The organism is Bacillus cereus group sp. BfR-BA-01524 (assembly GCF_022662595.1).
GTDB lineage: Bacteria > Bacillota > Bacilli > Bacillales > Bacillaceae_G > Bacillus_A > Bacillus_A thuringiensis_S.
In genome coordinates this window covers 61,225-84,347 of sequence record NZ_JAKUDW010000009.1, presented here as the reverse complement: position 1 = coordinate 84,347, position 23,123 = coordinate 61,225, and the positions used below count along the sequence as shown (strand labels likewise).

The window sequence follows — 23,123 nt, the reverse complement described above, 5'->3', positions numbered from 1 at the left end:
AGATCCAAAATGGGATTACAAATAACAATCCCCAAAAACAGCCTTTAAAAAATCTCATGATGAACACCTCGTTCATCGGCCCTCATTATAGATAAGTAGGGCTGAATCAATCTTTCTACCTTTAAATCTATACTATTTTGTCATCGCATGTTCTACTTTAATACAACGATCCATTATTACAGTATAGTCTTTTTCTTTTAAAAGTTTATATGTATCTTCATCTTGTACTCCTAATTGTGCCCAAAAAACATCTGCATCAATCTCTACAAATTCTTTTGCAACATCCATTAAAAACTCTGAGCGACGAAATACATTTACAATGTCAACGTGTTCCTTAATATCCTTTAGTGAAGAAACTGCCTTTTCTCCAAGCACCTCATCTACTGTTGGATTAACTGGAATAATGCGGTATCCAGCATCTTGCATTGCTTTTGAAACCATATACGATGTACGTTCTGGCTTATCTGATAATCCAACAACCGCAATTGTTTTGCTTTTCTTTAATACTTCACCAATTTCCGTACGAGTTGGGTTTTCAATTGTCATAATTAATCCCTCCTATTCCTTTAGTATAGCCGATAAAGAAAGTCTCTTTCAATATGAAAGAGACTTTCTTTTATTTCGATTATTGATTCTTTGTAGCTGAATTATCTGCTAAAGTAGCTGTTTTCGTCATTTTTTGACCGTTACGATAGAAAGTAACTTCTACTTTCTCGCCTACTTTTTTCTTCTCATATAAATATTTACGGAATTGAAGTGAGTTTTCTACTTTTTGATCATCTAATGCTACTACAATATCATATTGCTCTAAACCAGCTTTTTCTGCCGGTGATATTGGATAAATTTTACCTAATACAACACCATTAGTTACTTCTTTCGGTACTTTCAATTGATTGACTGCATAAGCTTGCACATCTTCTAACGAAACGACACCTACTCCAAGAGCTGGACGTTTTACTACTCCGTCTTTTTCAAGTGATTCAATAACTGGCTTTGCGATATTAATTGGAATAGCAAATCCAATTCCTTCAACTTCTTGTTGTGCAATTTTACTTGAATTAATCCCAATTATTTCACCGTTTTGGTTAAATAATGCACCACCACTATTACCAGGGTTAATCGCTGCATCAGTTTGAATAACTTGTGCTTGCCAATCTGGGCGTTTATCGCCATCAATATCAACTGGGATTTCGCGTTCTTTACTACTGATTATACCTTCCGTTACACTTCCGTCAAATCCAAGTGGGTTACCAATTGCAATTGCTTTTTCACCCGCGCGGATTTTACTTGAGTCACCTAAAGTTGCAACTTTATTCACATTAGATCCGTCAATTTCAACAACAGCTAAATCTAACCAAGGATCTTTCCCTACTAACTTTGCATCTACCTTTTTACCATCACTTAGTTTTACAGCAAGTTTATTTGCTCCATCTACTACGTGGTTGTTTGTTACAATATATGCTTTATTTCCTGCTTTTTTATAAATAACACCTGATCCTGAACCAGCTTGTTGTTCTTGACCTGTCGGTTGCATCGCAAATGGATCAACACTTTGTTGCATATTAATAACACCTACAACAACATCTTTCGCCCCTTCAATCATACCAGGTAAATCAGTTTCATTTTTCGCTTTATTTACAACTGGAACTACAGTACCTTCTACTTTTGAATCCGAACTAAATGATGATACTGGCGCTCCATTATTTTGAGCCCATGGCATATATGGTGCTGCAAAACTAATCGAAACCGCTCCGACTACAGCCCCCACTAAACCTGTGAAGAAATAGCCTTTTTTACTACCTGATTTTCTCACTTCTCTCGTTTCACTATGCTCTTCATTTAAATTTGGTCCGTCGTAATATCCCATGTTTTATTTCCCCTCTCTGGTGAATTCGTATTTTCAGTATAGTCACGTTTTGTGTCCTTCTTGTGAACTCATCGTGAAATCCAATTAAAAAAATACTCCTATCTAACATTGTAGACAAGAAAAGTATTTTTTGTACATTCTACCTTCAAAAGAGAGTATCAAATCGCCATTTTCCTAGGCTAAATTACACAAATCGTTCTAGATTATTCTTCAAATTTATAACCAACTCGAATAACAGTACCGATATGCGTCGCTTTATCTCCTAGCTTATTTCGAAGTTTTTTAATATGGGTATCAACCGTTCGGTCATCACCGTAATAGTCATATCCCCATAACTGGTCTAATAAATGTTGACGTGATAACACGATTCCTTTGTTCTCCATTAAATAAACGAGAAGTTCAAATTCTTTATGTGTCAATATAATTTCTTCTCCATCTACTAAAACAGTTCTAGATAGACGATTCACTTCTATTCCAGCTAAAGACATAGCATTTTCTTCCGCTACTCCTACCGCACCATCCGCACGTTTCAATAACGTCTTCGCGCGAGCTACTAACACTTTCGGGCTAAATGGTTTCGTTACATACTCGTCTGCACCTAATTCGAAACCTAACAATGTATCATCCTCATCCGAACGTGCTGTCAACATAATAATTGGTACTGCTGATTCTTTTCTAATTCGTCTACAAACAGACCATCCATCTATTTCCGGTAACATAATATCTAACATAATTAAATCAATTTCATGCTCTGCAAATAACTCTAACGCTTTTTTTCCATCTTCTGCTTCGATTACTTCAAAGCCTTCATTACGAAAATAATCACTAACAATTTCACGTAATCTTCTTTCATCTTCAACAAGCAATACTGTTTTATTCATATAATCTATCCCGCCTTTTTACTCTTTCAATCGAATAATACGTTGATTGGAGCTTCCGCGAAATGGAAGTGTTAAATCTTTTTTCTCAATTTCAAACCTTCCATCGACTAAAACATCCCCATAATGTAACAACTCTATCATATCATTATTTTGAGAACTCTGTATCTCTTCTAACGTATAACCTGTATACATCCATAGGTTTTTTTTCAAATCTTTCACGACCTTTGCTACCTTTTTTACTTCAGCAGCTTGAAAAAATGGATCTCCACCTGAAAATGTTACATCAGTTAATGGATTACTTGCAATCTCTTTCACAATTTCTTCTACTGTCATTTCCGTTCCGTTGCAAATATTCCACGATTTTGGATTATGGCAACCGACACAACGATGCGGACAGCCCGCAAAAAACACGACTGTCCGCAATCCTTCTCCATCTACTACACTATCATGAATAATATTCATCACTTTCATTTATGTTTCACCCGATCTATCTCTTCACTACGTTTCGCACTATTCCACTTCGACATATCTCCTACAAGATAGCCTGTTATGCGGCGAATTCTTTCTATATTAGCCTCATCTTCATTCCCGCAACTTGGACATTCATTTCCAATAACCCCGTGATAACTACAGCACTTACAACGGTCAACAGGATGATTAATTGAACCGTATCCAACGCCATATTCTGCCATGGCTTGTACAATTTGTTTTAATGCCTTTTTGTTATGCATTGCTGCTCCGTCTAGTTCAATATACGTAATGTGTCCTCCATTACATAGAGCATGGAACGGGCCTTCTAAACGGATTTTTTTTATCGCTTGAATGTTATAATAAACTGGAATATGGAATGAATTCGTATAGTAATTATGGTTCGTTATACCGCTAATTTCACCAAATTCTTCTCTATCTTTTTTCACAAACTTCCCTGACAATCCTTCCGCTGGAGTTGCAATTATCGAGAAATTCAGTTGATGTTCTTCTGTCGCTTTATCCATTCTATCTCTCATAAAGGAAATAATTTCATACCCAAGTTTCCATGATTCTTCATCTTCCCCATGATGCTTTCCTGTTAAAGCTACTAAACATTCCGCAAGACCGATAAAGCCAATACTTAACGTCCCTTGTTTTAAAATCGAAGCTACGGAGTCTTCAGGCTGCAATGTTTCTCCACCACGCCATACACCTTGTGAATATAAAAACTGAAAATCTCTTGCTCGCTTCGTACATTGATACGCAAATCTTTCTAATAGCTGCTTAATTCCTAAATCTAAATAGTAGTTTAGCGCTTCAAAAAATGCTTCTTTTGAACCACTAATTAACGCTAATTTCACTAAATTAATAGACGTAAATGATAAATTCCCTCTACCAATCGCTGTTTCTTCTCCATGTATATTAGACATAACACGGGTACGACATCCCATGTAACATACTTCACTTTCTGGTCTTCCATCATAATGTACTGCATTAAACGGAGCATCTAAAAATGAAAAGTTAGGGAATAATCGCTCTGCAGTTGTCTCTAATGCTAATTCAAATAAATCGTAGTTCGGATCACTTTCTTCAAAATTCACACCTTTTTTCATCTTGAAAATTTGAATCGGAAAAATCGGTGTCTCTCCTTTACCAAGCCCAGCTTGTGTCGCTTTTAAAAGTTGTTTAATTAACAGTCTTCCTTCTTTTGATGTGTCTGTTCCGTAATTAATAGAAATAAACGGTACTTGTCCTCCGCCCCTACTATGCATACTATTCGAATTATGAACGAAAGCCTCACACGCTTGATACGTATCATTTTCCGTTTCTTTCCACGCGAATTCTTCTATTTGTTCTTTCGTAAGCGGATATGATTGTAATCGTTTTTTATGTCTCTCAATTGTTTTTCGTACATAAGGTGCTAAATCAATATCAAAGAGTGCAAACGATTGACCACCATGCTGCATATTTTGATTCGCTTGAAAAATAATAGACGAAAGAGCCAATGCACTTTTAATGTCTTGCGGTTGTCTCATATGTCCATGTCCAGTATGAAAACCGTTAGCAAGCATTTGCGCTAACGGAATTTGCGAACAAGTCGTCGTTCCTGTCGTATAAAAATCTAAATCATGTGGATATAATATATTTTCATTTATCGCTTTTTTCACTTGATCTGACAATAAATTCTCAACAGCATAATATTTTGCACTCTCAGATGCGAACGTTCCCATTACGCCCATTGGAGAGCGGCCGTCTACATTTGCATTTTCTTGCATTAAATCTTGTTCATTGCCGTGGACTATCGTCTCAAACACTTTCATTAATTCTTCTCCACGTGTAATATTTCGTAACATTTATAACCCTCCACCAATATGTTGTTGTCTTGTGATTAAAATGTTACTACATATAGTCTTACTGTTTCTGTGAGAAATGTAACATTACTGTGAAATTTTTTTCACGAAATAATGAATTTTTCATTTACAAAAAAGAAATGTGCTCTTTACAAATGTATGGTACAATATACGGGAAAAACTCTTTTTACCCTTTATCAACACATTTGAATAAAGGAGACTGAACTTATGGTTACTACATATCTTTTATTTATCGTTGCCTACTTACTTGGCTCGATTCCATTTGCACTAGTTGTTGGAAAAATTGGCTACGGAATCGATATTCGTGAGCACGGGAGCGGTAATCTAGGCGGAACAAACACATTCCGCACATTAGGGAAAAAGGCAGGTTTTACCGTTACAATTGCTGACATTTTAAAAGGGACATTAGCAACAAGTCTACCAATGATTTTCGGATTAGATATTCACCCACTATGGTTCGGGTTAGCGGCTGTTCTTGGACATGTCTACCCGATTTTCGCGAAATTCCGCGGTGGTAAAGCAGTTGCAACTTCTGCTGGGGTGCTATTATGCTATTCACCAGTTGTTTTTGCAATATTAGCTGTTGTATTTTTCACCCTTTTATTTACAACAAGATACGTATCACTTTCTTCTATGGTAACAGCAGTTGTTGCTGTTATTGCATCCATTGTTAGCGGGGATAAAATCTTCATTATTGCGATGTGTTTATTAGCAGGTATGGTTATTTATAAACACCGTGCAAATATCGGACGAATTATAAATAAAACTGAACCAAAAGCAAACTTTTCAAAGAAGCAAAAATAAGATCGTAACCCACATAACGCAAAAAGAAAACGTGAAGCATATTAATAGCGTCTTTTTGCGTTATTTTTTATACTAAAGAAAAAGCAACATAACTTGGAGGAACTATACATGAATCTTTCCGTAACAAAAGAAGCAGCACAATGGTATAAAAATGAATTAAACTTACAATCAAATGAAACACTACGCTTTTTCGTACAATACGGTGGTTGCAGTACTGTGCAAAAAGGACTTTCTTTAGGTATTCGTAAAGATGATCCTGCACATCCTGCTGTTCAAATTCAAGAAGAAGGTATTAATTTCTTTATTGAAGGCGATGATGAATGGTTCTTCGATGGACATAATTTATCTGTTACACTTAACGAAGCTGACGACTTCCCACAATTTAATTATGAAAAATAAAAAAACGTGGCTTCTGCCACGCTTTTTTATTTTTTCTTAATTTCCTCATATTTCGCATACCACTCAGGATATAACTTTTTAAATGATACAGGGCGGAACCCTTCTTTTTTCGCACAAATATTCGTCGTACTTGCAGTAATACAAAGTTCACCATCACCATTATATATTTCATATCCATATACAACGCGAAGTGGGCTCACAGTATCTACCCATGTTTTTACGATTGCTTTTTCTCCGTAACGCATCGCTTTACGGTATGAAATTTGTAAATCTAACACAGGAGAAATAATTCCTTCTTTCTCCATTTCAACATATGAAAAACCTAAATCTTGTATAAGTTTCGTGCGACCTAACTCAAGCCACACTAAGTAGTTTGAATGGTAAACAACACCCATTTGATCTGTTTCCGCATAACGGATTTCAACTTCATGTTCTGCTACAAACATATGTATATTCGCCTTCTTTCACTTCTGCTACCTTGCATACATTTAATCATAATACAGTGACATCAAAAATAAAATAAAAATAGTGAATCTTTTCCCGAAAGGAGCCAGCATATGATTCAAATTGTAACTGTTCGTAGTGGTGATAGCGTATATAGCTTGGCATCAAAATATGGATCAACACCTGACGAAATAGTAAAAGACAATGGACTAAATCCAGCTGAAACGCTCGTTGTTGGTCAGGCACTTATCGTTAATACGAAAGGAAATAATTATTATGTACAGCCCGGTGACAGCCTATATCGAATTTCTCAAACATATAATGTCCCCCTCGCTAGTTTAGCTAAAGTTAATAATTTATCTTTAAAATCTATTCTCCATGTCGGACAACAATTATATGTACCAAAAGGCACAAAACGAGCTGTAGAATCCATCGCTTATTTACAACCTTCAACTATACCTATTAAAGAGAGTTTAGTTAATGCGACACGCGCCATCAATCCATTTTTAACATACTTAGCTTATTTTAGTTTTGAGGCAAAAAGAGATGGCACATTAAAAGAACCTACTGAAACAGCTAAAATCGCTAATATTGCAACGCAAGGTAAAACAATCCCTATGCTCGTTATTACAAATATTGAAAATGGTAATTTCAGTGCCGATCTAACATCGGTTATTTTACGCGACGCAACGATTCAAAACAAATTTATTACTAACATTTTGCAAACAGCTGAAAAATATGGCATGCGAGACATTCATTTCGATTTCGAAAGTGTAGCACCTGAAGACCGCGAGGCGTATAATCGCTTTTTACGAAATGTAAAAACACGCTTACCTAGTGGGTACACATTGAGCACAACTCTCGTACCGAAAACAAGTTCCAATCAAAAGGGCAAATTTTTCGAAGCTCATGATTATAAAGCGCAAGGGCAAATTGTTGATTTCGTCGTCATTATGACATATGACTGGGGATGGCAGGGCGGACCACCGATGGCGATTTCTCCTATCGGTCCAGTGAAAGAAGTACTTCAATATGCAAAATCTCAAATGCCTCCACAAAAAATTATGATGGGGCAAAATTTATACGGGTTTGATTGGAAGCTTCCATTTAAACAAGGAAATCCACCTGCAAAAGCAATTAGCTCCGTCGCAGCTGTTGCACTAGCTCGTAAATATAATGTTCCTATTCGTTATGATTTCACAGCCCAAGCTCCTCATTTTAATTATTTTGATGAAAACGGCGTGCAACACGAAGTTTGGTTTGAAGATTCACGGTCTGTTCAAAGTAAATTCAATCTAATGAAAGAACAAGGTATAGGCGGTATTAGTTACTGGAAAATCGGTTTACCATTCCCACAAAATTGGCGTTTACTCGTTGAAAATTTTACGATTACGAAAAAAGGCTGACAAAAGTCAGCCCTTTTTTTCATATTACTGCTAAAAACTCATCTTTCATTTCCTCACAAAAAAGAAGAATGATAACATTCTCCTTTTTAACCGTTATCAACAATCGGTTGTTTACCTGTTTGATCTTGCATTTGTTTCCCTTTATTTCCACCAGCTTTTTTCGATTGTGTTCCAATATGATTTGGTGCAAAGTCTTTTGAATTTTTTTTCGGATTACCCATTACTATCGCCTCCTTAACACTAGTATCGTACTAGTGTTAAGAATTATTCAGCTTGCTTAAAAAGTTTCATTTCATAACGTTTTTCGATGCGCTCTTCAATGCGATCAATTGCATCACGATCGCTTAATAATTGTTGTTTATTTTCATTTACAAGTTCTTCAAACGATTTACGGCGACTTCTTCTCATGTTGTTCACCCTCTCTCCTTCGCTTTCTTATTACATAGTATGAGCAAACGAAAAACTCTTTAATCAGATTTGTAAGAAAATTTTATGTTTTAATACTCCTAAAAAAACTCCGTGTACAATATATTGCAACACTTACGAAATCTAGACACATATCAAAACACCTAAAGCATCCGCTGCAATTCACTTAGTACTTTTTACATGTTTTAACAATCCGTTACCATTTCATCCATATCTTAATTCGAACAATATTTTGACTTCCGAGCAAATATCCCTCGATTACTATTGGCTTTAGTTGTAATATCCTTACCGTATGCAATCCATCCTTTTTCATATATTAATTTAGTTCGTGCATTACGTATTACTTCTTCAGTACGAGCTATACGTAAATTAATGTATGCTTTTTCTAATTTTTCCCTTCTAATTTTTTTAGACATATTTTTATAAAGTGTTCAAAATACAACAGATCGACTATTTCTGTTTATTGAACACATGAAATATACAAACTATAATAACAAATATAAATAACCAACACTATGTTGGTTAAAAAACAGGAGGTACAAAAATGAAAAACCAAGTATCAATAGTAGTTGAACATGAATTGAATAACGTAACACCAGAAATGATTGACTGGTGGTGGGATAATATCGATAACTCTGAACGATATAAACTATGGCACCCAGAAGAACATGTTGATTTTAAATGGTTAGTTGATCCTAAAGTGCATGGGCATGTAGGAGCCATATCAGCTTCAATTGAATCTGCTGGGGATGGACTAGAATTCCCGCTAAGAATTAGATGGGAAGACCCTAAAGATTGTCCTATAAATACACATTACAGTCATGTTTTAATGGGTTCATGTTTAGATGATCATGGCGATGTAATTTCACAAGTAATACATCAATATGAAAAATTCGAGAACGGTACAGTAATGACTTCTACATTCATTTTCCCGAAAGGGTTACCACCATTTATTAATCTAAGTGGTTTATATAAACACAATGTAGAAGAAATGAGTGAGTTCAGTAATTTTTTACCAGAACTATTCAAAGAAAATTTGTAAGGTAACTAAACAAATTTTCTTTGAATAAGTGACTAACTAGAAAACAAATTAGCCCCCATCATTTTAGATATGACTAAAATGATGGGGGCTTTCAATATCAAACCAACCACATTACTTACGCTCAGTAATGTACTCTGCTCTTTAAATGAAAAACATCTCCGTCAAATTTACATACTTAGTATGCGAATTCAGAAGATGTTTTTTCCTGTACCACGATTCGGGTTCACTTCAAAATAGCACACGGAGTTTTTATACCATAACGTTTAAATACTCTTTCAACTTTTCATCTGCATTCATTTCATTTTCTTTATAATCATGAAGCGCCTGTAATACAAAATCATACTGCTCTAAAATATAACTTTCTAATTTCGTAACATCCTCTAAGCTATTAAGCATAATTCTTGTATTACCAACTTCACTTTTTAACGCTGGTTCACATTTTAAGCTTGTACATATTTCTTTCACATCATCTTCTAATATCTCTGTTAATACATATTTCTTTCGCCCTTTTACCTTTACTCTCATAACTGGATAAAAAGCTTTTATATCTAAATAACTTCCTACATTCATACAACGTAGCCATTCTACATTACGTTTATTACGTGCAAGCATTTCTTTCACCGCTTCGTATACTACGATTTCATCAAGTGAGACCTTATTTACTTTTCTCTGTCCTTCTTCTTCAATAGCTGCACACTTTTGATAAACAGCAGCACACGTAATGCAATCATCAAATGCATTATGAGAACTTAAACGAATGCCAAGCATTCGCTTTAACGTTTCAAGTTTATGATTAGGCGCATGCTTCATGTATTTCTTCGCTAAAAATACAGTATCTATTACTTTATTTTTAGGTTCAGGTAGCCCTAGCATATTTACATTACTTTTCAAAAAGCGCATATCAAAAGAAGCATTATGGGCCACAATAACATTTGTATGTAAAAATGCTAAAAATAAAGGTAATACTTCTTCAATCGTCGGTGCATCTGAAACACGATAATTGGTAATACCGGTTAAACTCGTTATTCGGTCCGGAATTAGCCGCTCTGGATTCACGTATGAAACAAATTGATCTACCAGTTCATGATTACGATATTTCACCGCTGCAACTTGAATAATTTTATCATTATAAGGGTTAAATCCTGTTGTTTCAAAATCAATTACAACATAATCTAACGGTAAGGATACATTCCCCACTCCATACACTCCTTTATCTCTAAACGATTATATTTCTTACATCATATCATGAAGTTATTACTACTTGAAAAAGAAAAGGCAGAAATGGGAGCTCTCCACCTCTACCTTTTCACCATTATTTTAATTTAGCAACCCTTTTCTCCATCTCTTTTTGCGTCATCGGCCCAATAAACTTATCTTGAATGACACCTTTTGTATCTATAAAATACGAAGTTGGAATCGTAATTACTTTATACGCTGTTGTCACATCAATGTTCTTGTCCAATAAAATAGGAAAAGTAATTCCTTTTTCTTTAGCAAAATTGCTTACCTTTTCTTCCCCCCCACCTTTTTCTGAAGGCGTATAGTTGATTGCTAAAATTTCTACGTTTTCTTTATGTTCTTTATAGAAAGCCTCCATATCCGGCATTTCTTGTTGGCAAGGTCCACACCACGTTGCCCAAAAGTTTAAAATCACTTTCTTTCCTTTTAAATCTGATAGCTTTACATTCGTTCCATCTAACTTCGTTAATTCGAAGTCTGGCGCACTCTTCCCTATTTCAATACCATTACTTGCAATCATCTCTTTCATCGCAGCTTCACTTTGTTCTTGCTCCCCTTGTACCACCTGCTCTTTTTTACCAAACTGTTCATAAGCTGCATATCCCGCTAAACAAAGTAACACTACAATAATCGTAAGCTTCCGCCACATGTTATATCACCCTAACGTATTTATCTTCTTATAACTTAATTACTCAAATACTATATACCTTATTTTAGCTTATACGGACAAGCTTGGAAATATTCAGAGTCGAAATAATTAGAATATTCTCATTTAAAGTGTAATCTTTTCCTTTTTATCATATAATTAGAAAAACAGATGAGGTGTTGTTTATCTTCTAATGGGCCCATTCACCTTTTTACTTTCGTAGTTATATAAACTTCAACAAAAGGGGGATTTTTTATGAATTCATTCGAAAAAATAACATTATATATTCTTAGTTTTCTTTTATACCCAATCGGTATTATTACATGGATCATTTCACTCTTTAGTAACGATCTTGAAAAGAAGAAAGTAGGGCGTATTTGTCTTTACATCTCTCTAGTCTCATTCGTCCTTTTCTTAATCCTTGGAATTGCAACTTTCCTTATGACTGCTACTTTTAATGTAGATCTAAATCATTCAGAATCTATCCAATATCAAATAAATGATGTTGAATAAAGATAAGGGCACTGCTCTTACCTTTATTCACATCTCTTTCAAAATGAATGACTATTTATTAATTTTTCAGGACTTCCACATGCAATAATACTTCCTTCTCTCATTATGACAACACGATCCGCTAGTATCACTTTCTCTACATCATGTGTTGCCACAATTCTCGTTACATCTCTTCCTAGTCCTTCAATCATATTCCAAACAGTTTCTTGATTACTCGGATCTAACCCCGCAGTCGGTTCATCTAAAATAATAAGATTCGGATTTGAACCAATTGCTCGTAATAATGCAAGACGTTTTCTTTCTCCTCCCGAAAGCTCTTCTCCACTTTTATGTAGTACAGTTTGAATCCCCTTAGGTAAATCTCTAATTATCGGCTTCATATTTATAAGGTCAATATTTTTTTCTAATTCGTTTTCTAAATACTCCTCCCGGAAATACATATTCTCTTTTACTGTCGTCCGAAAGAAACGAGGTTCTTGCCACACTGTAGTCATTCGAGCCTTTTGACCATAATAAACAACACTACCGTTAGATGGTTTATACAAACCTGTCATTAATTTTAAAAGCGTTGTTTTTCCTGCACCACTTTCTCCGACAATGATAACGAATTCACCAGGATTAATTTGCAAATCAATATTATTAATTCTATGTTTCTCTTCTTCACTCTCCTGAAATGAAACATTTGTTATCCTCATCCCCATCGCTCTTTCTACATTACTATCTGCCATTCTTTTATCTAAAAAGGAAAAAACTCTATTTGCCGAAGCGACTGCAACTTGTGTCATCATTAATAAATCGCCCACGTAACGGACTGGGAAAAAGAGCATTTCAATTGTAGCTAACACTGCAACGAGTGAACCAACTTCCATTTCCCCTTTCATTATTTTTTGTGCGCCTACAATGAGAACAACGATATATGCTCCTGTTTCAATCACTGTTTCAACTACTCCAATGCAATGTTGCATCATCGTCTTCTTTACTTCCGATTTATAAGATTGTGCCGTTACTCCTTTAAATAAGCGAATGGCCCATTTTTCTTTTTGTAAACTACGTAAATCTTGTATACCCTTTACAAACTGTGACACCATCTCTACAACACTCGATTGATTTTTTTGAGCAATGCTTGCAATATCCCTTACCTTTTCTCCCATCAGTATTGGAACAATTGCACTTAAAAATAAAAACGGAGTTACCCACAATATAAACTGTATATCTATATGTTGTAGTGCTATGAAAGCTCCAATAAATTGGGCAATAGCGTGTATATACTCTATTAATATAGAACCATATAATCTGACCCAGTTCGGAATATCAGATACGACCAAAGTTTCTAACTCCCCTTGCTTAATATTCTCACTCTCTTCAAACGGTAATGAGAAATAGTGACGCAATAATTCTATACGTTTCGTTTGTAATATACGTTGACTCGCTTTTGAGCTTATATAATCAAATAAAAGATTGTTCGTCCACATTAAAAAGCGAATACCCGCAAATAAAGCTATATATAAATAAGCACCTTTTAGCTCCCTTTGAATAAGATTGTCTACAATTAATCCCATGAAAATTGGGCGTGATAAATTTAAAATGGCAGCAATTATCCCACTACATACAGCTGCCCTTACTAATATTTTCTCTTTTCGTAACGGCAACAATATTCTTTTATATTCTTTCATGACGTTCCCTCCACTTTTCGTAGTAAAAAGAAAGGGATGAAACCATATGGTTTCATCCCTTTCCATAAAATAAGGAAGCTAACTATTGTTAGCTTCCTTATTTTTCATTTCAATTATTTAGTTCGACACTTTTGACTCTTCAATTTTCTCACGAAGAACCATTTGCAGAATACCACCGTGACGGTAGTAATCAATTTCAACTTCACTATCGAAACGAGCTACTACTTCAAATTGTTTTTCGTTGCCATCTAAATCAGTTGCAACTACTTTTACAAGATCGCGTGGTCTAACTGTTTTGTCAATTTGGATTTCAAATGACTCGTTACCAACAAGACCTAACGTTTCAGCATTTTCGCCATCTTTAAATTGAAGTGGTAATACACCCATTAACACTAAGTTACTGCGGTGAATACGTTCGAAGCTTTCTGCGATTACTGCTTTAATACCTAATAAGTTAGTACCTTTCGCAGCCCAGTCACGAGAACTTCCCATACCGTAATCTTTACCAGCAACAACTAGAAGACCTGTTCCATCTTCTTTATATTTCATAGCAGCATCATAGATAGATGTTACTTCCCCAGTTGGCCAATATGTTGTATATCCGCCTTCTGTGCCTGGTGCGATTTGGTTTTTAATACGGATGTTTGCAAATGTACCACGCATCATAACTTCATGGTTACCACGACGAGAACCGTAAGAGTTAAAGTCAACTGGTTGTACGCCGTTTTCTAATAAGTAGCGTCCAGCTGGTGTGTGCTTACCAATTGAACCTGCTGGTGAAATGTGGTCTGTCGTTACAGAATCACCAAATTTACCAACTATGCGTAAACCTGATAACGTTTCAACTTCACCTGGCTCTTTAGATAAACCTTCAAAGAATGGTGGGTTTTGAATGTATGTTGAATCATTATCCCAAGTATATAAAGCTTCGTTTGAAGTTTGGATTTCATTCCAACGCTCATTGCTGTTAAATACTTGTGCATATTCTTTCTTGAACAGTTCAGATGTAACAACACTTTGAACTACATCTTCAATTTCTTTAGCTGATGGCCAAATATCATTGAAGTAAACAGCTTTGCCATTTGCATCTTTACCGATTTCATCATTTTTTAGGTCAATATCAACAGTACCTGCAAGTGCATATGCCACAACAAGTGGTGGTGATGCTAAGTAGTTTGCTTTTACAAGAGGATGAATACGACCTTCAAAGTTACGGTTACCAGATAAAACAGATGTTACTAGTAAGTCGTTTGCTGCGATTGATTCTTCTAATTCTGGCGCTAATGGACCAGAGTTACCGATACAAGTCGTACAGCCGTAACCAACTGTTTGGAAACCTAATTGGTCTAAATATGTTGTTAAACCTGATTTATCTAAGTACTCAGTAACAACTTTAGATCCTGGTGCTAATGATGTTTTTACGTACTCAGGTACTACAAGTCCTTTTTCAATTGCTTTCTTCGCAACTAGACCTGCCCCAATTAATACGTATGGGTTTGATGTATTTGTACAGCTTGTAATTGCAGCGATTGCAATTGCACCTGTTTTCATCGTTACTTCTTTATCTTCTAATGTAACCTTCACTTCTTTATCGAACTCTTGCTCATTAAATCCAAGCCCTTGTGTTCCAACTGGTGCTAATACAGCTTTGTGGAACGCATCTTTCATATCTGAAAGTGGGATTAAATCTTGTGGGCGTTTTGGTCCAGAAAGGTTAGATTCGATTGTATTTAAATCAATTTCAACAAGATCAGTGTAGATTGGATCTTTACTGTCTGCTGTATAGAATAAACCGTTCGCTTTACAGTATTCTTCAACAATACGAATTTGCTCTTCATCTCTACCTGTTAAACGTAAGTATTCTAATGAAATATCATCGATTGGGAAGAATCCACAAGTTGCGCCGTATTCTGGTGCCATATTTGAAATTGTTGCACGGTCAGCTAAAGGCATACTCTTTAGTCCATTACCGAAGAACTCAACAAATTTACCAACTACACCTTTTTGACGTAATACTTGTGTTACTTTTAATGCAACGTCTGTTGCCGTAGTACCACTTGGAAGTGTGCCAGTTAATTTCACACCGATTACTTCAGGTACTGGGAAGTATGAAGGCTGTCCAAGCATTCCTGCTTCTGCTTCAATACCACCAACGCCCCATCCAAGAACGCCGATACCGTTAATCATTGTTGTATGTGAGTCTGTTCCAACTAATGAATCTGGGTATGCAACTAAGTCACCTTCAGCATTTTTCACAGCATGAACAACTGGTGCTAAATATTCAAGGTTTACTTGGTGTACAATGCCTGTAGCTGGTGGAACTGCACGGTAGTTATCAAATGATTTTTGTGCCCAGCTTAAAAATTTATAACGTTCTTCATTACGTTTAAACTCTAAGTCCATGTTGAATGCAAGCGCGTCTGCCGTACCCGCTCTATCAACCTGTACAGAGTGGTCAATTACAAGGTCTACAGTAATTTCAGGATTAATTTTGTCAGGATCCCCACCCATGTCTGCCATTGCTTTACGAAGCGAAGCCAAATCAACAACAGCTGGAACACCAGTGAAATCTTGTAAAATTACACGAGATGGTTTAAATGGAACATCGATATCTTGCACATCTTTCGTTCCCCATTTCGCTAAATTTGTAACATGCTCTTCTGTGATTACACGTCCATCTACTTGACGAAGTACTGATTCAAGTAAAACTTTCACGGAATATGGTAATTGAGATACGTTGCCAACCCCTGCATTTTCAAGCGCTTTCAAATCATAATAATGATACGTTTTTCCATCTACTTCAAAAGTTGCACGTGATTGAAATGGATTATGTTTGACCATTATGTTTCCCCCCTGTTAAACGTGACTAAGTTGTCTGAATATAAAATGTAGACAAACTTTTCAATACCTTACGATAATATCTTATTACAACTTTCTAAATAAGTAAATAATAAGAAACTTATAGATTATCATAAGTTTTCTTTATGTTTCTAAATTTGAATAGCTTTCATGCTCCTTATGAATACTATTATCATAAAGTAAAGTGCTCTATTAGCGGTTTACTTACAGTTCATACATACTATGAACTGCTCATCATTCAACATACAAAAAATATTATAGAGGTGAAATAAAATGGGTAAAAGAAAAGCAAATCATACTATTTCAGGAATGAATACTGCATCTGCACAAGGACAAGGAACTGGTTACAATGAAGAATTTGCAAACGAGCCTTTAACTCCAGCAGAGCGACAAAATAATAAGAAACGTAAAAAGAACCAGTAAAGAAAAATCCCAAAAGGTCTATTTTCCTTTTGGGATTTTTTCTAATGTTTATAACGTAGTAATTCCGAAACCGTTACAAATCGATAGCCCTGCTTTTTCAGCTCAGGTAAAATTTTTGCTAACGCTGCTACCGTTTGACTACGATCATTTCCTCCATCATGTAACAATACAATATCGCCACTTTTAGCATTTTTCACTACATGATTTACAATGGATTCAACCCCTGGATTTGCCCAATCACGTGGGTCTTGATGCCACGACCATAGAACAATTTGATAGCCAGCCTCTTTCGCTGTTTTAAATACAGCATCGTTAATATATCCGCCAGGAGGACGGAATAGCAAAGGTTCTTTCACCCATTTTTCAAAAAATTTCTTTCCATCTAAAATATCATTTTCTAATTTTTCATCTGACGAATTACTTGCGTACAAATGATTCATCGTATGATTTCCAATTTCATGTCCCTCTTTTAACACTTGCTTCACTAAATATGGATTACGCTGAACTCGAAATCCAATCATAAAAAATGTCGCTTCCGCCTTATATTGACGTAATAAATCTAAAACTTGTGGTGTATACGTTGGATCTGGCCCATCATCAAATGTAATTGCAATGATTTTTTCATTATTAGGTACTTCCCATGTTACATAACCAGTTGGTTCTAACTCTTTTCTGAGCAACATTTTCGCTTCCACTTTTTCCACTTGAAATATATGTACTGCGCATAATAAAGAAAAAACTATTAAAAGAATTTTCTGTTTTAACATAACGTTCACTAAAGCAGCAAGGTTGTCGAATAGACAACAACCTTATTTACTTTTCTAATTGATCTACATTTCGCATTATATTTTGGAGATTATTTTCATATTGCTCAAGTTGTGGACGTTGTGTTTCTGAAGCTACCTCTAGTGCATTTTGAATTTGTTCATATGCTTCCTGAACCTCTTGGCGTAACTCTTTTAAATCATGACCGTAGTTAGGGTCATTTTTCACAATATTATTAAATGCATTTTCTGCTTGTGTAACTCCTTGCTGTGCCGCTTGAAAGGCTTGTTGCTTATCTTTATGATATGGCATTATATAATCCCCTTTCCATAATAGTTAGTCCCATTTATCTTTACCTTTTTTTCTAAAAACATTCCCGTATAAATTTACAAACTTCTCTCATTCTAAAGAGAAAGAGGAGGTGTCACATATAATGGGCAAAAACAATCGTGAAGCGAAAGAAAAAAAAGGACAACCTGAACCATTAAGCGGATCTCATAAAGTAAAAAACCGTAACCATTCACGTCAAAAGAATCATGCACATCATGATATGTAAAACAAAAGGTTCACACTAGCTACCTTTGCCACATACAATGTTTATATTTTTCCATTTATTCTTCACCCCTACTTCATTCATGCATAACATAGTATGAATTGAGATTTTACGGAGGGTGTCTTACATGGGCAAGAAAAAGAAGGATTGTCTTTTTCATGTTGATGGTTTCGAAGAATGGATGGATCAATTTTGTTCCGATTCTTGTAGTAACTTTAGTTTCCCAAATCAAATTCATATTGACCTTTGTGAAACTGAACAAGAGTATATTTTGGAAACAGATGTACCAAATGTATCCGAACAAAATGTAGTTATTAAAAAGATGGAGACAGGCCTAAATATTTGCATACTTCATAATAATAGTTCTTTGCAGCGGATCATTCCTTTACCCGCTACTATTATTTACAAGAAGATGCTGGCCTGCTTAGAGAATGGATATTTAGCCATTCATATTTCGAAAAATGAAGTTGCTAATAAACATGAAAAAAAAGTTCTTTTTCAAATTGAGAATTAAAATAAAGTGAAACTTTAATCAATAGGAGTTTTACTGCCCGCAAATACAAATAGCGGGATGAATACAAAAATAAGCCCCAGTCGTCTGCTGGGGCTTATTTTATTTCGCATGTAATTCTAAATTACAATTTCTATCATCTCTTTTTTTCAATAAACCCTTTGTAACTACAAGCACAGGAAATGCTACAGTTGAAAATATAGCTAGCGCTGAAAAGACAATAAATCCATTTTGGTACCCGTAGTAATCAAGAAGTACTCCCCCAAGCCATGGACCAATTACTGCTCCAATTCCTGAAAAACCCATTGCTCCAAAATACGTTCCTTTTAAATGTGAAACAGCTATACCATCTATAAATACATCCGTCATTGAAAACATGAGAACTTCTCCAATTGTAAAAATAATTGTGCAAATGGCAGCACCTAGCGTAGATTCTGCTATTCCAAATCCAAACAGTCCTCCGCTCACAAATAAAGTTCCAACCATAATGGATACTAACGGTGTATACTTTTTACACATTTGAATAACAGGGTATTGAATTACGACTACAACAATCGCATTTAAAGCTAACATATATGAAAATAATTTCACTCCATCCTGAAATATATGTGCATTTGCAAAATATTGAGATACTGTTGTCGTTAAGTGAGAAAAACCACAATTACTCAAAATAATACCGACTAAAGCAACTAAAAATACGACATCCTTTCGCAAAATGCGAATTGCATTTAACATTGTGACAGGTTTTTCTGTATTTACTTTCTTTTTTTCAATTGGATACTTCTTAAATTGGAATGCTAATATAGCTGTATATAGAATGTACACTCCAGCTGCTACTAAAAAAGGAATTGTAGATTTTGCGCTTCCAATCTGTAATCCGACAAGTGGGCCAATCGCTACGCCAACATTGATTGCACCGTAACGCAAATTATACACGAGTAAACGATACTCTGGTTTCGTTAAATCTGATAATAATGCTCTTGACGTCGGTTCAAAAAAAGACCTACATAATCCATTCAAAGCATTTAATAAAAAGAAACTTAAAACATGATTTGCAAGTGAAAAACCTATAAATACAAACACCCAAGCGATCATGGAGCATATTATAATCATATTTCGGCCAAATCGATCCGATAAATTCCCTCCAATAAAACTAGCGAACACCCCAACAAGTGCACTCGTTCCGATAATAGCACCCGTCATTCCTGCTGATACGCCTTTAACAGTCGTTAAATAAATTGCTAAAAAAGGAATACTCATTGACGTGGCAAACCTCGCAAATAAAGTCCCTATTATAATTGTCATTCCTAACGGATGAATATTTTGCAACTTCCCCTTCATCTTCAAACCTTCTCTCCCAATTCTTACATAAAAAAAAGAAAGCAAAGGATCTGCTTTCTTTTCCCTTTTTATACTTGAGCTGTTGATACCCTCGTTGTTCTCGTTATATCCATATCTATGCCATATGTAAACTGTAATTCTTTACAAACATCTTTAATTAATATTGCAACATTATACTTCTCATTAAATTGTAAAACGATGTTCTCTACTTCTTCATATGTATACTTATATTCGCCTGTAATGACACTTTTTAGATCAAAGCATTCATTTATACAAAGTTGCACAAGCAGATGATCATATTTCTCTATTACATCTTCTTTCTTCCACAGTACCTCTTTTACATATAACCGATCAAACTTCACACTTTCTCGATTACAATCCGTTAAAATCCGGGTCATTTCATTTAATTCTCGATACAATTCAGAAATATTTTTGCTTAAACTAAGCAGTTTATCTACGCCATTTTCATATAACATATTCATTCCACCCCCGCATTTTCTTCTTATTATAGCAAGAAAATTCTAAAAATAGTTTCTTTCTTCTGAAATATTAGGAAACTAATTTCAATTGCTTTACAATGAAACTAGTTAATGCGAGAGGAGAAAGAAAATTGGAGCACAAATTATATTACACTGACGCTTATAAGCAAGAATTTACTACTAAAATTATAAAGCAAGATTATGATAAAGACGGTAACTTATACGTTGTTTTAAACGAAACAGCATTTTATCCGACTGGTGGCGGACAACCACACGACACTGGAACTTTAAATGGTATTGCTGTATTTGATGTTGAAGAAATCGACGAAGAAATCCGCCACTTCATTGCAGAACAATTACACACAGAAGACGTAGAAGGTAAAATCAATTGGGAGCGCCGGTTTGATTATATGCAGCAACATGCAGCTCAGCACATTTTATCTGCTGCTTTTTGGGATCATTTTAACATACCTACGATTGGATTCCATCTTGGTAAAGAAACGGTAACAATTGATTTAGAAACAGAAAATCTTCATGCAGAAACGGTTGAAAAAGCAATACAAATTGCAAACAAAATTGTTTTTGAAAACCATCCAATCCGTACTCTGTGGATGGACTTAGAAGAAGTGAAAACGTTGCCTCTTCGTAAAGAACCGACTATGACAGAAAATATACGGGTTGTTATTATCGAAAACTTTGACTACAACGGCTGTGGTGGAACGCATCCGAAACGAACTGGTGAAGTTGGTCCTATTCAAATACTAGGATGGGAGCGCAATAAAGGTGGTATACGCTTAACGTTTATCGCTGGTTGGCGTACACTTAAATTAATGGGACAACAGCAACAAATTATGAAAGATATTTCTAAACAATTAAACAGTAGCGAAACTGATATTCCAGCAAAAGTGGCGCAACTGCTTACTTCTCAAAAAGAAAACGAAAAAGCAATACAAACAATGAATGAAAAATTATTATTTGCAGAGGCAAATGAACTACTTCAACACCCTACGGAAATACATGCCGGCATACTTATTTCTAAAGTATTTACAAATCGTTCTATGCAAGAAATCGCAAAGCTTTCCGCTATTATTACAGAACAACAAGAGCATGCAATTACATATTTCGTTATTGAAAACGAGGACAAATTACAATGTATTCTCGCTTGCGGAAAAACTGTAACGCTTGATATGAATGCTCTTTTAAAAGATGCTCTTCCTCCAATTGAAGGAAAAGGTGGCGGAAATAAAAAGAGTGCCCGTGGCGGCGGGAAAGCAATTATGAGCGGAGATAAATTTTTAAATCAGCTTGTTTCTTCTTTACAGTCAGCAGTTTAAAACATGTTATGAAGGATAGCGAACGGCTATCCTTCCCCTATATTTACAGACCTATATTTTGTTTCAAACCTTGATAACTCCCTGCATTTACAAAACCTTCACTTATAAGATTGATAAAAGTTTCCGAAAAACCATAATGACTTAAATCTTTAATCGGCACCATTTGCACATCATGAATTGGATTATGATCAAATTCATTAGAGGGTAACATAATTTCCCCTGTAAGCTTTTCAAGTAGAAATGTAATATGTAATAAAGATGGACTGGCATCCGGTTTATCACAAACATAGAGTAGCTTCTGAATGTTAACTTCTAACCCTGTCTCTTCTCTCATTTCTCGAATCATTGCTTCCTCTAACGTTTCGCCATTCTCTGCTCTTCCTCCAGGTAAAGACCAATTTCGATTAGCCACTTTTTGCTTTACTAGCAATACCTTTTCATCTTCAATTAAAATTCCTGTAACACGAACTTGCATTACATTTTCCATATGCAATCTCCTCTTCCCATTATATTTACAAATTAACCCTTCCATAAAAAGAACATACGTTTTATAATTGAAGAAAATTATGGAAGAAAGTAGTTGTTACATTCATGCATCCACCTTTAACAAAGTCTATATCACTTGAAGATTTCCAAAACTATTATTGGTTAAAAGCAGAACTCCAAACATTTTGTCGTGAACATGATTTTCCAGCTAGTGGCTCTAAGATCGAAATAACCGAGCGTATCTCACATTATTTAACTACTGGTAAAATATTAAAAAACAGCTCTGGTCCAAAAGCGAGTAAGACTTCCCTCTCTTATAAAGACCTTTCTCTTCAAACGATTATTACTAACAATCACCGCTGTAGCGAAGATGTTCGTGCTTTTTTCAAAGAAAAAATCGGAGCAAACTTCCGCTTTACAGTAGCTCTTCAAAAGTTTTTTAAAGAGAATGTTGGCAAAACATATGAAGACGCGATAACATTTTGGTATGAAGAGAACGAACGAAAAAAAGATCCTACATATAAAACAACTATCAGTGCACAATTTGAATACAATCGCTTTACTCGTGACTTTTTCGAAGATCCAAATAATAAAGGAAAAGCAAAAGCTGATGCGATTGCTGCTTGGAACGAAATAAAAGCGAAGCCTGGTAGCAATATTTATGTTCCTCAAAAAGTAGAATACTAGTTA

The 23,123-nt window shown here is 35.3% G+C and carries 27 protein-coding genes; 10 read left to right on the top strand and 17 right to left on the bottom strand.

The window, feature by feature from the left end; all coding sequences use genetic code 11:
* Window positions 1-132 precede the first annotated feature (132 nt).
* From MR170_RS05025 to MR170_RS05005, 5 genes are all read right to left on the bottom strand, one after another.
* On the bottom strand, window positions 133-546 hold the full coding sequence (locus MR170_RS05025; RefSeq protein ID WP_000151390.1) for a CoA-binding protein: 414 nt from the start codon (window positions 544-546) through the stop codon (window positions 133-135).
* Between the two features lie 79 nt (window positions 547-625).
* The gene (locus tag MR170_RS05020) at window positions 626-1,867 is read right to left on the bottom strand and encodes a S1C family serine protease (RefSeq protein ID WP_016080677.1); all 1,242 of its coding nucleotides are present in this window, start codon (window positions 1,865-1,867) and stop codon (window positions 626-628) included.
* A gap of 203 nt (window positions 1,868-2,070) precedes the next feature.
* Complete coding sequence (locus MR170_RS05015; RefSeq protein WP_029443029.1) at window positions 2,071-2,748, bottom strand: response regulator transcription factor; 678 nt, start codon at window positions 2,746-2,748, stop codon at window positions 2,071-2,073.
* Between the two features lie 18 nt (window positions 2,749-2,766).
* Window positions 2,767-3,219, bottom strand: a complete 453-nt coding sequence (gene nrdG, locus MR170_RS05010; RefSeq protein ID WP_242307433.1) for an anaerobic ribonucleoside-triphosphate reductase activating protein — start codon at window positions 3,217-3,219, stop codon at window positions 2,767-2,769.
* Window positions 3,216-5,072, bottom strand: a complete 1,857-nt coding sequence (locus MR170_RS05005; RefSeq protein ID WP_242307427.1) for an anaerobic ribonucleoside triphosphate reductase — start codon at window positions 5,070-5,072, stop codon at window positions 3,216-3,218. Before MR170_RS05005 ends, nrdG begins: the two co-directional genes overlap by 4 nt.
* 225 nt (window positions 5,073-5,297) lie before the next feature.
* Here MR170_RS05005 and plsY point away from each other — a divergent pair, with 225 nt between their 5' ends.
* Together plsY and MR170_RS04995 are read left to right on the top strand one after the other, a co-directional pair.
* Entirely contained in the window at window positions 5,298-5,894 is a 597-nt protein-coding gene (gene plsY / locus MR170_RS05000; RefSeq protein WP_000258974.1) for a glycerol-3-phosphate 1-O-acyltransferase PlsY, read from the top strand.
* Window positions 5,895-6,002: 108 nt separating this feature from the next.
* A complete protein-coding gene (locus MR170_RS04995) occupies window positions 6,003-6,293 on the top strand; it encodes a HesB/YadR/YfhF family protein (protein WP_242307426.1) in 291 nt (96 codons plus the stop codon).
* 26 nt (window positions 6,294-6,319) lie between these two features.
* Here the strand turns inward: MR170_RS04995 and MR170_RS04990 are convergent, their stop codons facing one another.
* Complete coding sequence (locus tag MR170_RS04990) at window positions 6,320-6,739, bottom strand: acyl-CoA thioesterase (protein WP_000495812.1); 420 nt, start codon at window positions 6,737-6,739, stop codon at window positions 6,320-6,322.
* A 111-nt stretch (window positions 6,740-6,850) separates the two neighbouring features.
* Between MR170_RS04990 and MR170_RS04985 the strand changes: the two genes are divergently transcribed.
* Window positions 6,851-8,143 (top strand): glycoside hydrolase family 18 protein, encoded by a 1,293-nt coding sequence (locus MR170_RS04985; protein WP_000614855.1) that lies wholly within the window; start codon window positions 6,851-6,853, stop codon window positions 8,141-8,143.
* 86 nt (window positions 8,144-8,229) lie between these two features.
* Here the strand turns inward: MR170_RS04985 and sspN are convergent, their stop codons facing one another.
* Window positions 8,230-8,364, bottom strand: coding sequence for an acid-soluble spore protein SspN (sspN, locus tag MR170_RS04980; protein WP_000527987.1), 135 nt, complete (start codon window positions 8,362-8,364; stop codon window positions 8,230-8,232).
* A gap of 43 nt (window positions 8,365-8,407) precedes the next feature.
* A complete protein-coding gene (locus tag MR170_RS04975) occupies window positions 8,408-8,551 on the bottom strand; it encodes an FbpB family small basic protein (RefSeq protein WP_001254699.1) in 144 nt (47 codons plus the stop codon).
* A gap of 562 nt (window positions 8,552-9,113) precedes the next feature.
* Between MR170_RS04975 and MR170_RS04970 the strand changes: the two genes are divergently transcribed.
* On the top strand, window positions 9,114-9,611 hold the full coding sequence (locus MR170_RS04970) for a DAPG hydrolase family protein (RefSeq protein ID WP_242307425.1): 498 nt from the start codon (window positions 9,114-9,116) through the stop codon (window positions 9,609-9,611).
* A gap of 249 nt (window positions 9,612-9,860) precedes the next feature.
* Here the strand turns inward: MR170_RS04970 and MR170_RS04965 are convergent, their stop codons facing one another.
* Window positions 9,861-10,808, bottom strand: a complete 948-nt coding sequence (locus MR170_RS04965) for a 3'-5' exonuclease (protein WP_242307424.1) — start codon at window positions 10,806-10,808, stop codon at window positions 9,861-9,863.
* Window positions 10,809-10,923: 115 nt separating this feature from the next.
* Window positions 10,924-11,499, bottom strand: coding sequence for a TlpA family protein disulfide reductase (locus MR170_RS04960; protein ID WP_000269065.1), 576 nt, complete (start codon window positions 11,497-11,499; stop codon window positions 10,924-10,926).
* A 252-nt stretch (window positions 11,500-11,751) separates the two neighbouring features.
* Here MR170_RS04960 and MR170_RS04955 point away from each other — a divergent pair, with 252 nt between their 5' ends.
* Window positions 11,752-12,009, top strand: a complete 258-nt coding sequence (locus tag MR170_RS04955; protein ID WP_001083876.1) for a hypothetical protein — start codon at window positions 11,752-11,754, stop codon at window positions 12,007-12,009.
* Window positions 12,010-12,047: 38 nt separating this feature from the next.
* Here MR170_RS04955 and MR170_RS04950 read toward each other — a convergent pair whose 3' ends face one another.
* Entirely contained in the window at window positions 12,048-13,682 is a 1,635-nt protein-coding gene (locus MR170_RS04950) for an ABC transporter ATP-binding protein (RefSeq protein WP_242307422.1), read from the bottom strand.
* A 117-nt stretch (window positions 13,683-13,799) separates the two neighbouring features.
* Complete coding sequence (gene acnA, locus MR170_RS04945; protein WP_242307421.1) at window positions 13,800-16,523, bottom strand: aconitate hydratase AcnA; 2,724 nt, start codon at window positions 16,521-16,523, stop codon at window positions 13,800-13,802.
* 291 nt (window positions 16,524-16,814) lie between these two features.
* Here acnA and sspO point away from each other — a divergent pair, with 291 nt between their 5' ends.
* Window positions 16,815-16,964, top strand: a complete 150-nt coding sequence (gene sspO, locus MR170_RS04940) for a small acid-soluble spore protein O (protein WP_016080671.1) — start codon at window positions 16,815-16,817, stop codon at window positions 16,962-16,964.
* Between the two features lie 41 nt (window positions 16,965-17,005).
* Here the strand turns inward: sspO and pdaB are convergent, their stop codons facing one another.
* Both pdaB and MR170_RS04930 read right to left on the bottom strand, forming a co-directional pair.
* Complete coding sequence (pdaB, locus tag MR170_RS04935) at window positions 17,006-17,731, bottom strand: polysaccharide deacetylase family sporulation protein PdaB (protein ID WP_043936425.1); 726 nt, start codon at window positions 17,729-17,731, stop codon at window positions 17,006-17,008.
* Window positions 17,732-17,777: 46 nt separating this feature from the next.
* Window positions 17,778-18,041, bottom strand: a complete 264-nt coding sequence (locus tag MR170_RS04930; protein ID WP_001146295.1) for a hypothetical protein — start codon at window positions 18,039-18,041, stop codon at window positions 17,778-17,780.
* A gap of 121 nt (window positions 18,042-18,162) precedes the next feature.
* On the opposite strand from MR170_RS04930, the gene MR170_RS04925 reads away from it, so the two are divergent.
* Both MR170_RS04925 and MR170_RS04920 read left to right on the top strand, forming a co-directional pair.
* The gene (locus MR170_RS04925) at window positions 18,163-18,285 is read left to right on the top strand and encodes a small acid-soluble spore protein P (protein WP_000517650.1); all 123 of its coding nucleotides are present in this window, start codon (window positions 18,163-18,165) and stop codon (window positions 18,283-18,285) included.
* Window positions 18,286-18,409: 124 nt separating this feature from the next.
* Window positions 18,410-18,796: an Hsp20/alpha crystallin family protein gene (locus tag MR170_RS04920; protein ID WP_000516738.1), complete on the top strand. Its 387-nt coding sequence runs from the start codon at window positions 18,410-18,412 to the stop codon at window positions 18,794-18,796.
* A 99-nt stretch (window positions 18,797-18,895) separates the two neighbouring features.
* Here MR170_RS04920 and MR170_RS04915 read toward each other — a convergent pair whose 3' ends face one another.
* Together MR170_RS04915 and MR170_RS04910 are read right to left on the bottom strand one after the other, a co-directional pair.
* A complete protein-coding gene (locus MR170_RS04915) occupies window positions 18,896-20,134 on the bottom strand; it encodes an MDR family MFS transporter (protein ID WP_043936426.1) in 1,239 nt (412 codons plus the stop codon).
* 68 nt (window positions 20,135-20,202) lie between these two features.
* Window positions 20,203-20,610 carry a hypothetical protein gene (locus MR170_RS04910; RefSeq protein ID WP_016080668.1) on the bottom strand — a complete coding sequence of 136 codons (408 nt, stop codon included), beginning with the start codon at window positions 20,608-20,610 and terminating at the stop codon, window positions 20,203-20,205.
* Window positions 20,611-20,744: 134 nt separating this feature from the next.
* Between MR170_RS04910 and MR170_RS04905 the strand changes: the two genes are divergently transcribed.
* Window positions 20,745-21,947, top strand: a complete 1,203-nt coding sequence (locus MR170_RS04905) for an alanyl-tRNA editing protein (protein WP_242307420.1) — start codon at window positions 20,745-20,747, stop codon at window positions 21,945-21,947.
* Window positions 21,948-21,990: 43 nt separating this feature from the next.
* Here MR170_RS04905 and MR170_RS04900 read toward each other — a convergent pair whose 3' ends face one another.
* Window positions 21,991-22,434 (bottom strand): NUDIX hydrolase, encoded by a 444-nt coding sequence (locus MR170_RS04900; protein ID WP_242307418.1) that lies wholly within the window; start codon window positions 22,432-22,434, stop codon window positions 21,991-21,993.
* Window positions 22,435-22,538: 104 nt separating this feature from the next.
* On the opposite strand from MR170_RS04900, the gene MR170_RS04895 reads away from it, so the two are divergent.
* Window positions 22,539-23,120, top strand: a complete 582-nt coding sequence (locus tag MR170_RS04895) for a DUF6434 domain-containing protein (protein WP_242307417.1) — start codon at window positions 22,539-22,541, stop codon at window positions 23,118-23,120.
* The last annotated feature ends 3 nt before the right edge of the window (window positions 23,121-23,123 follow it).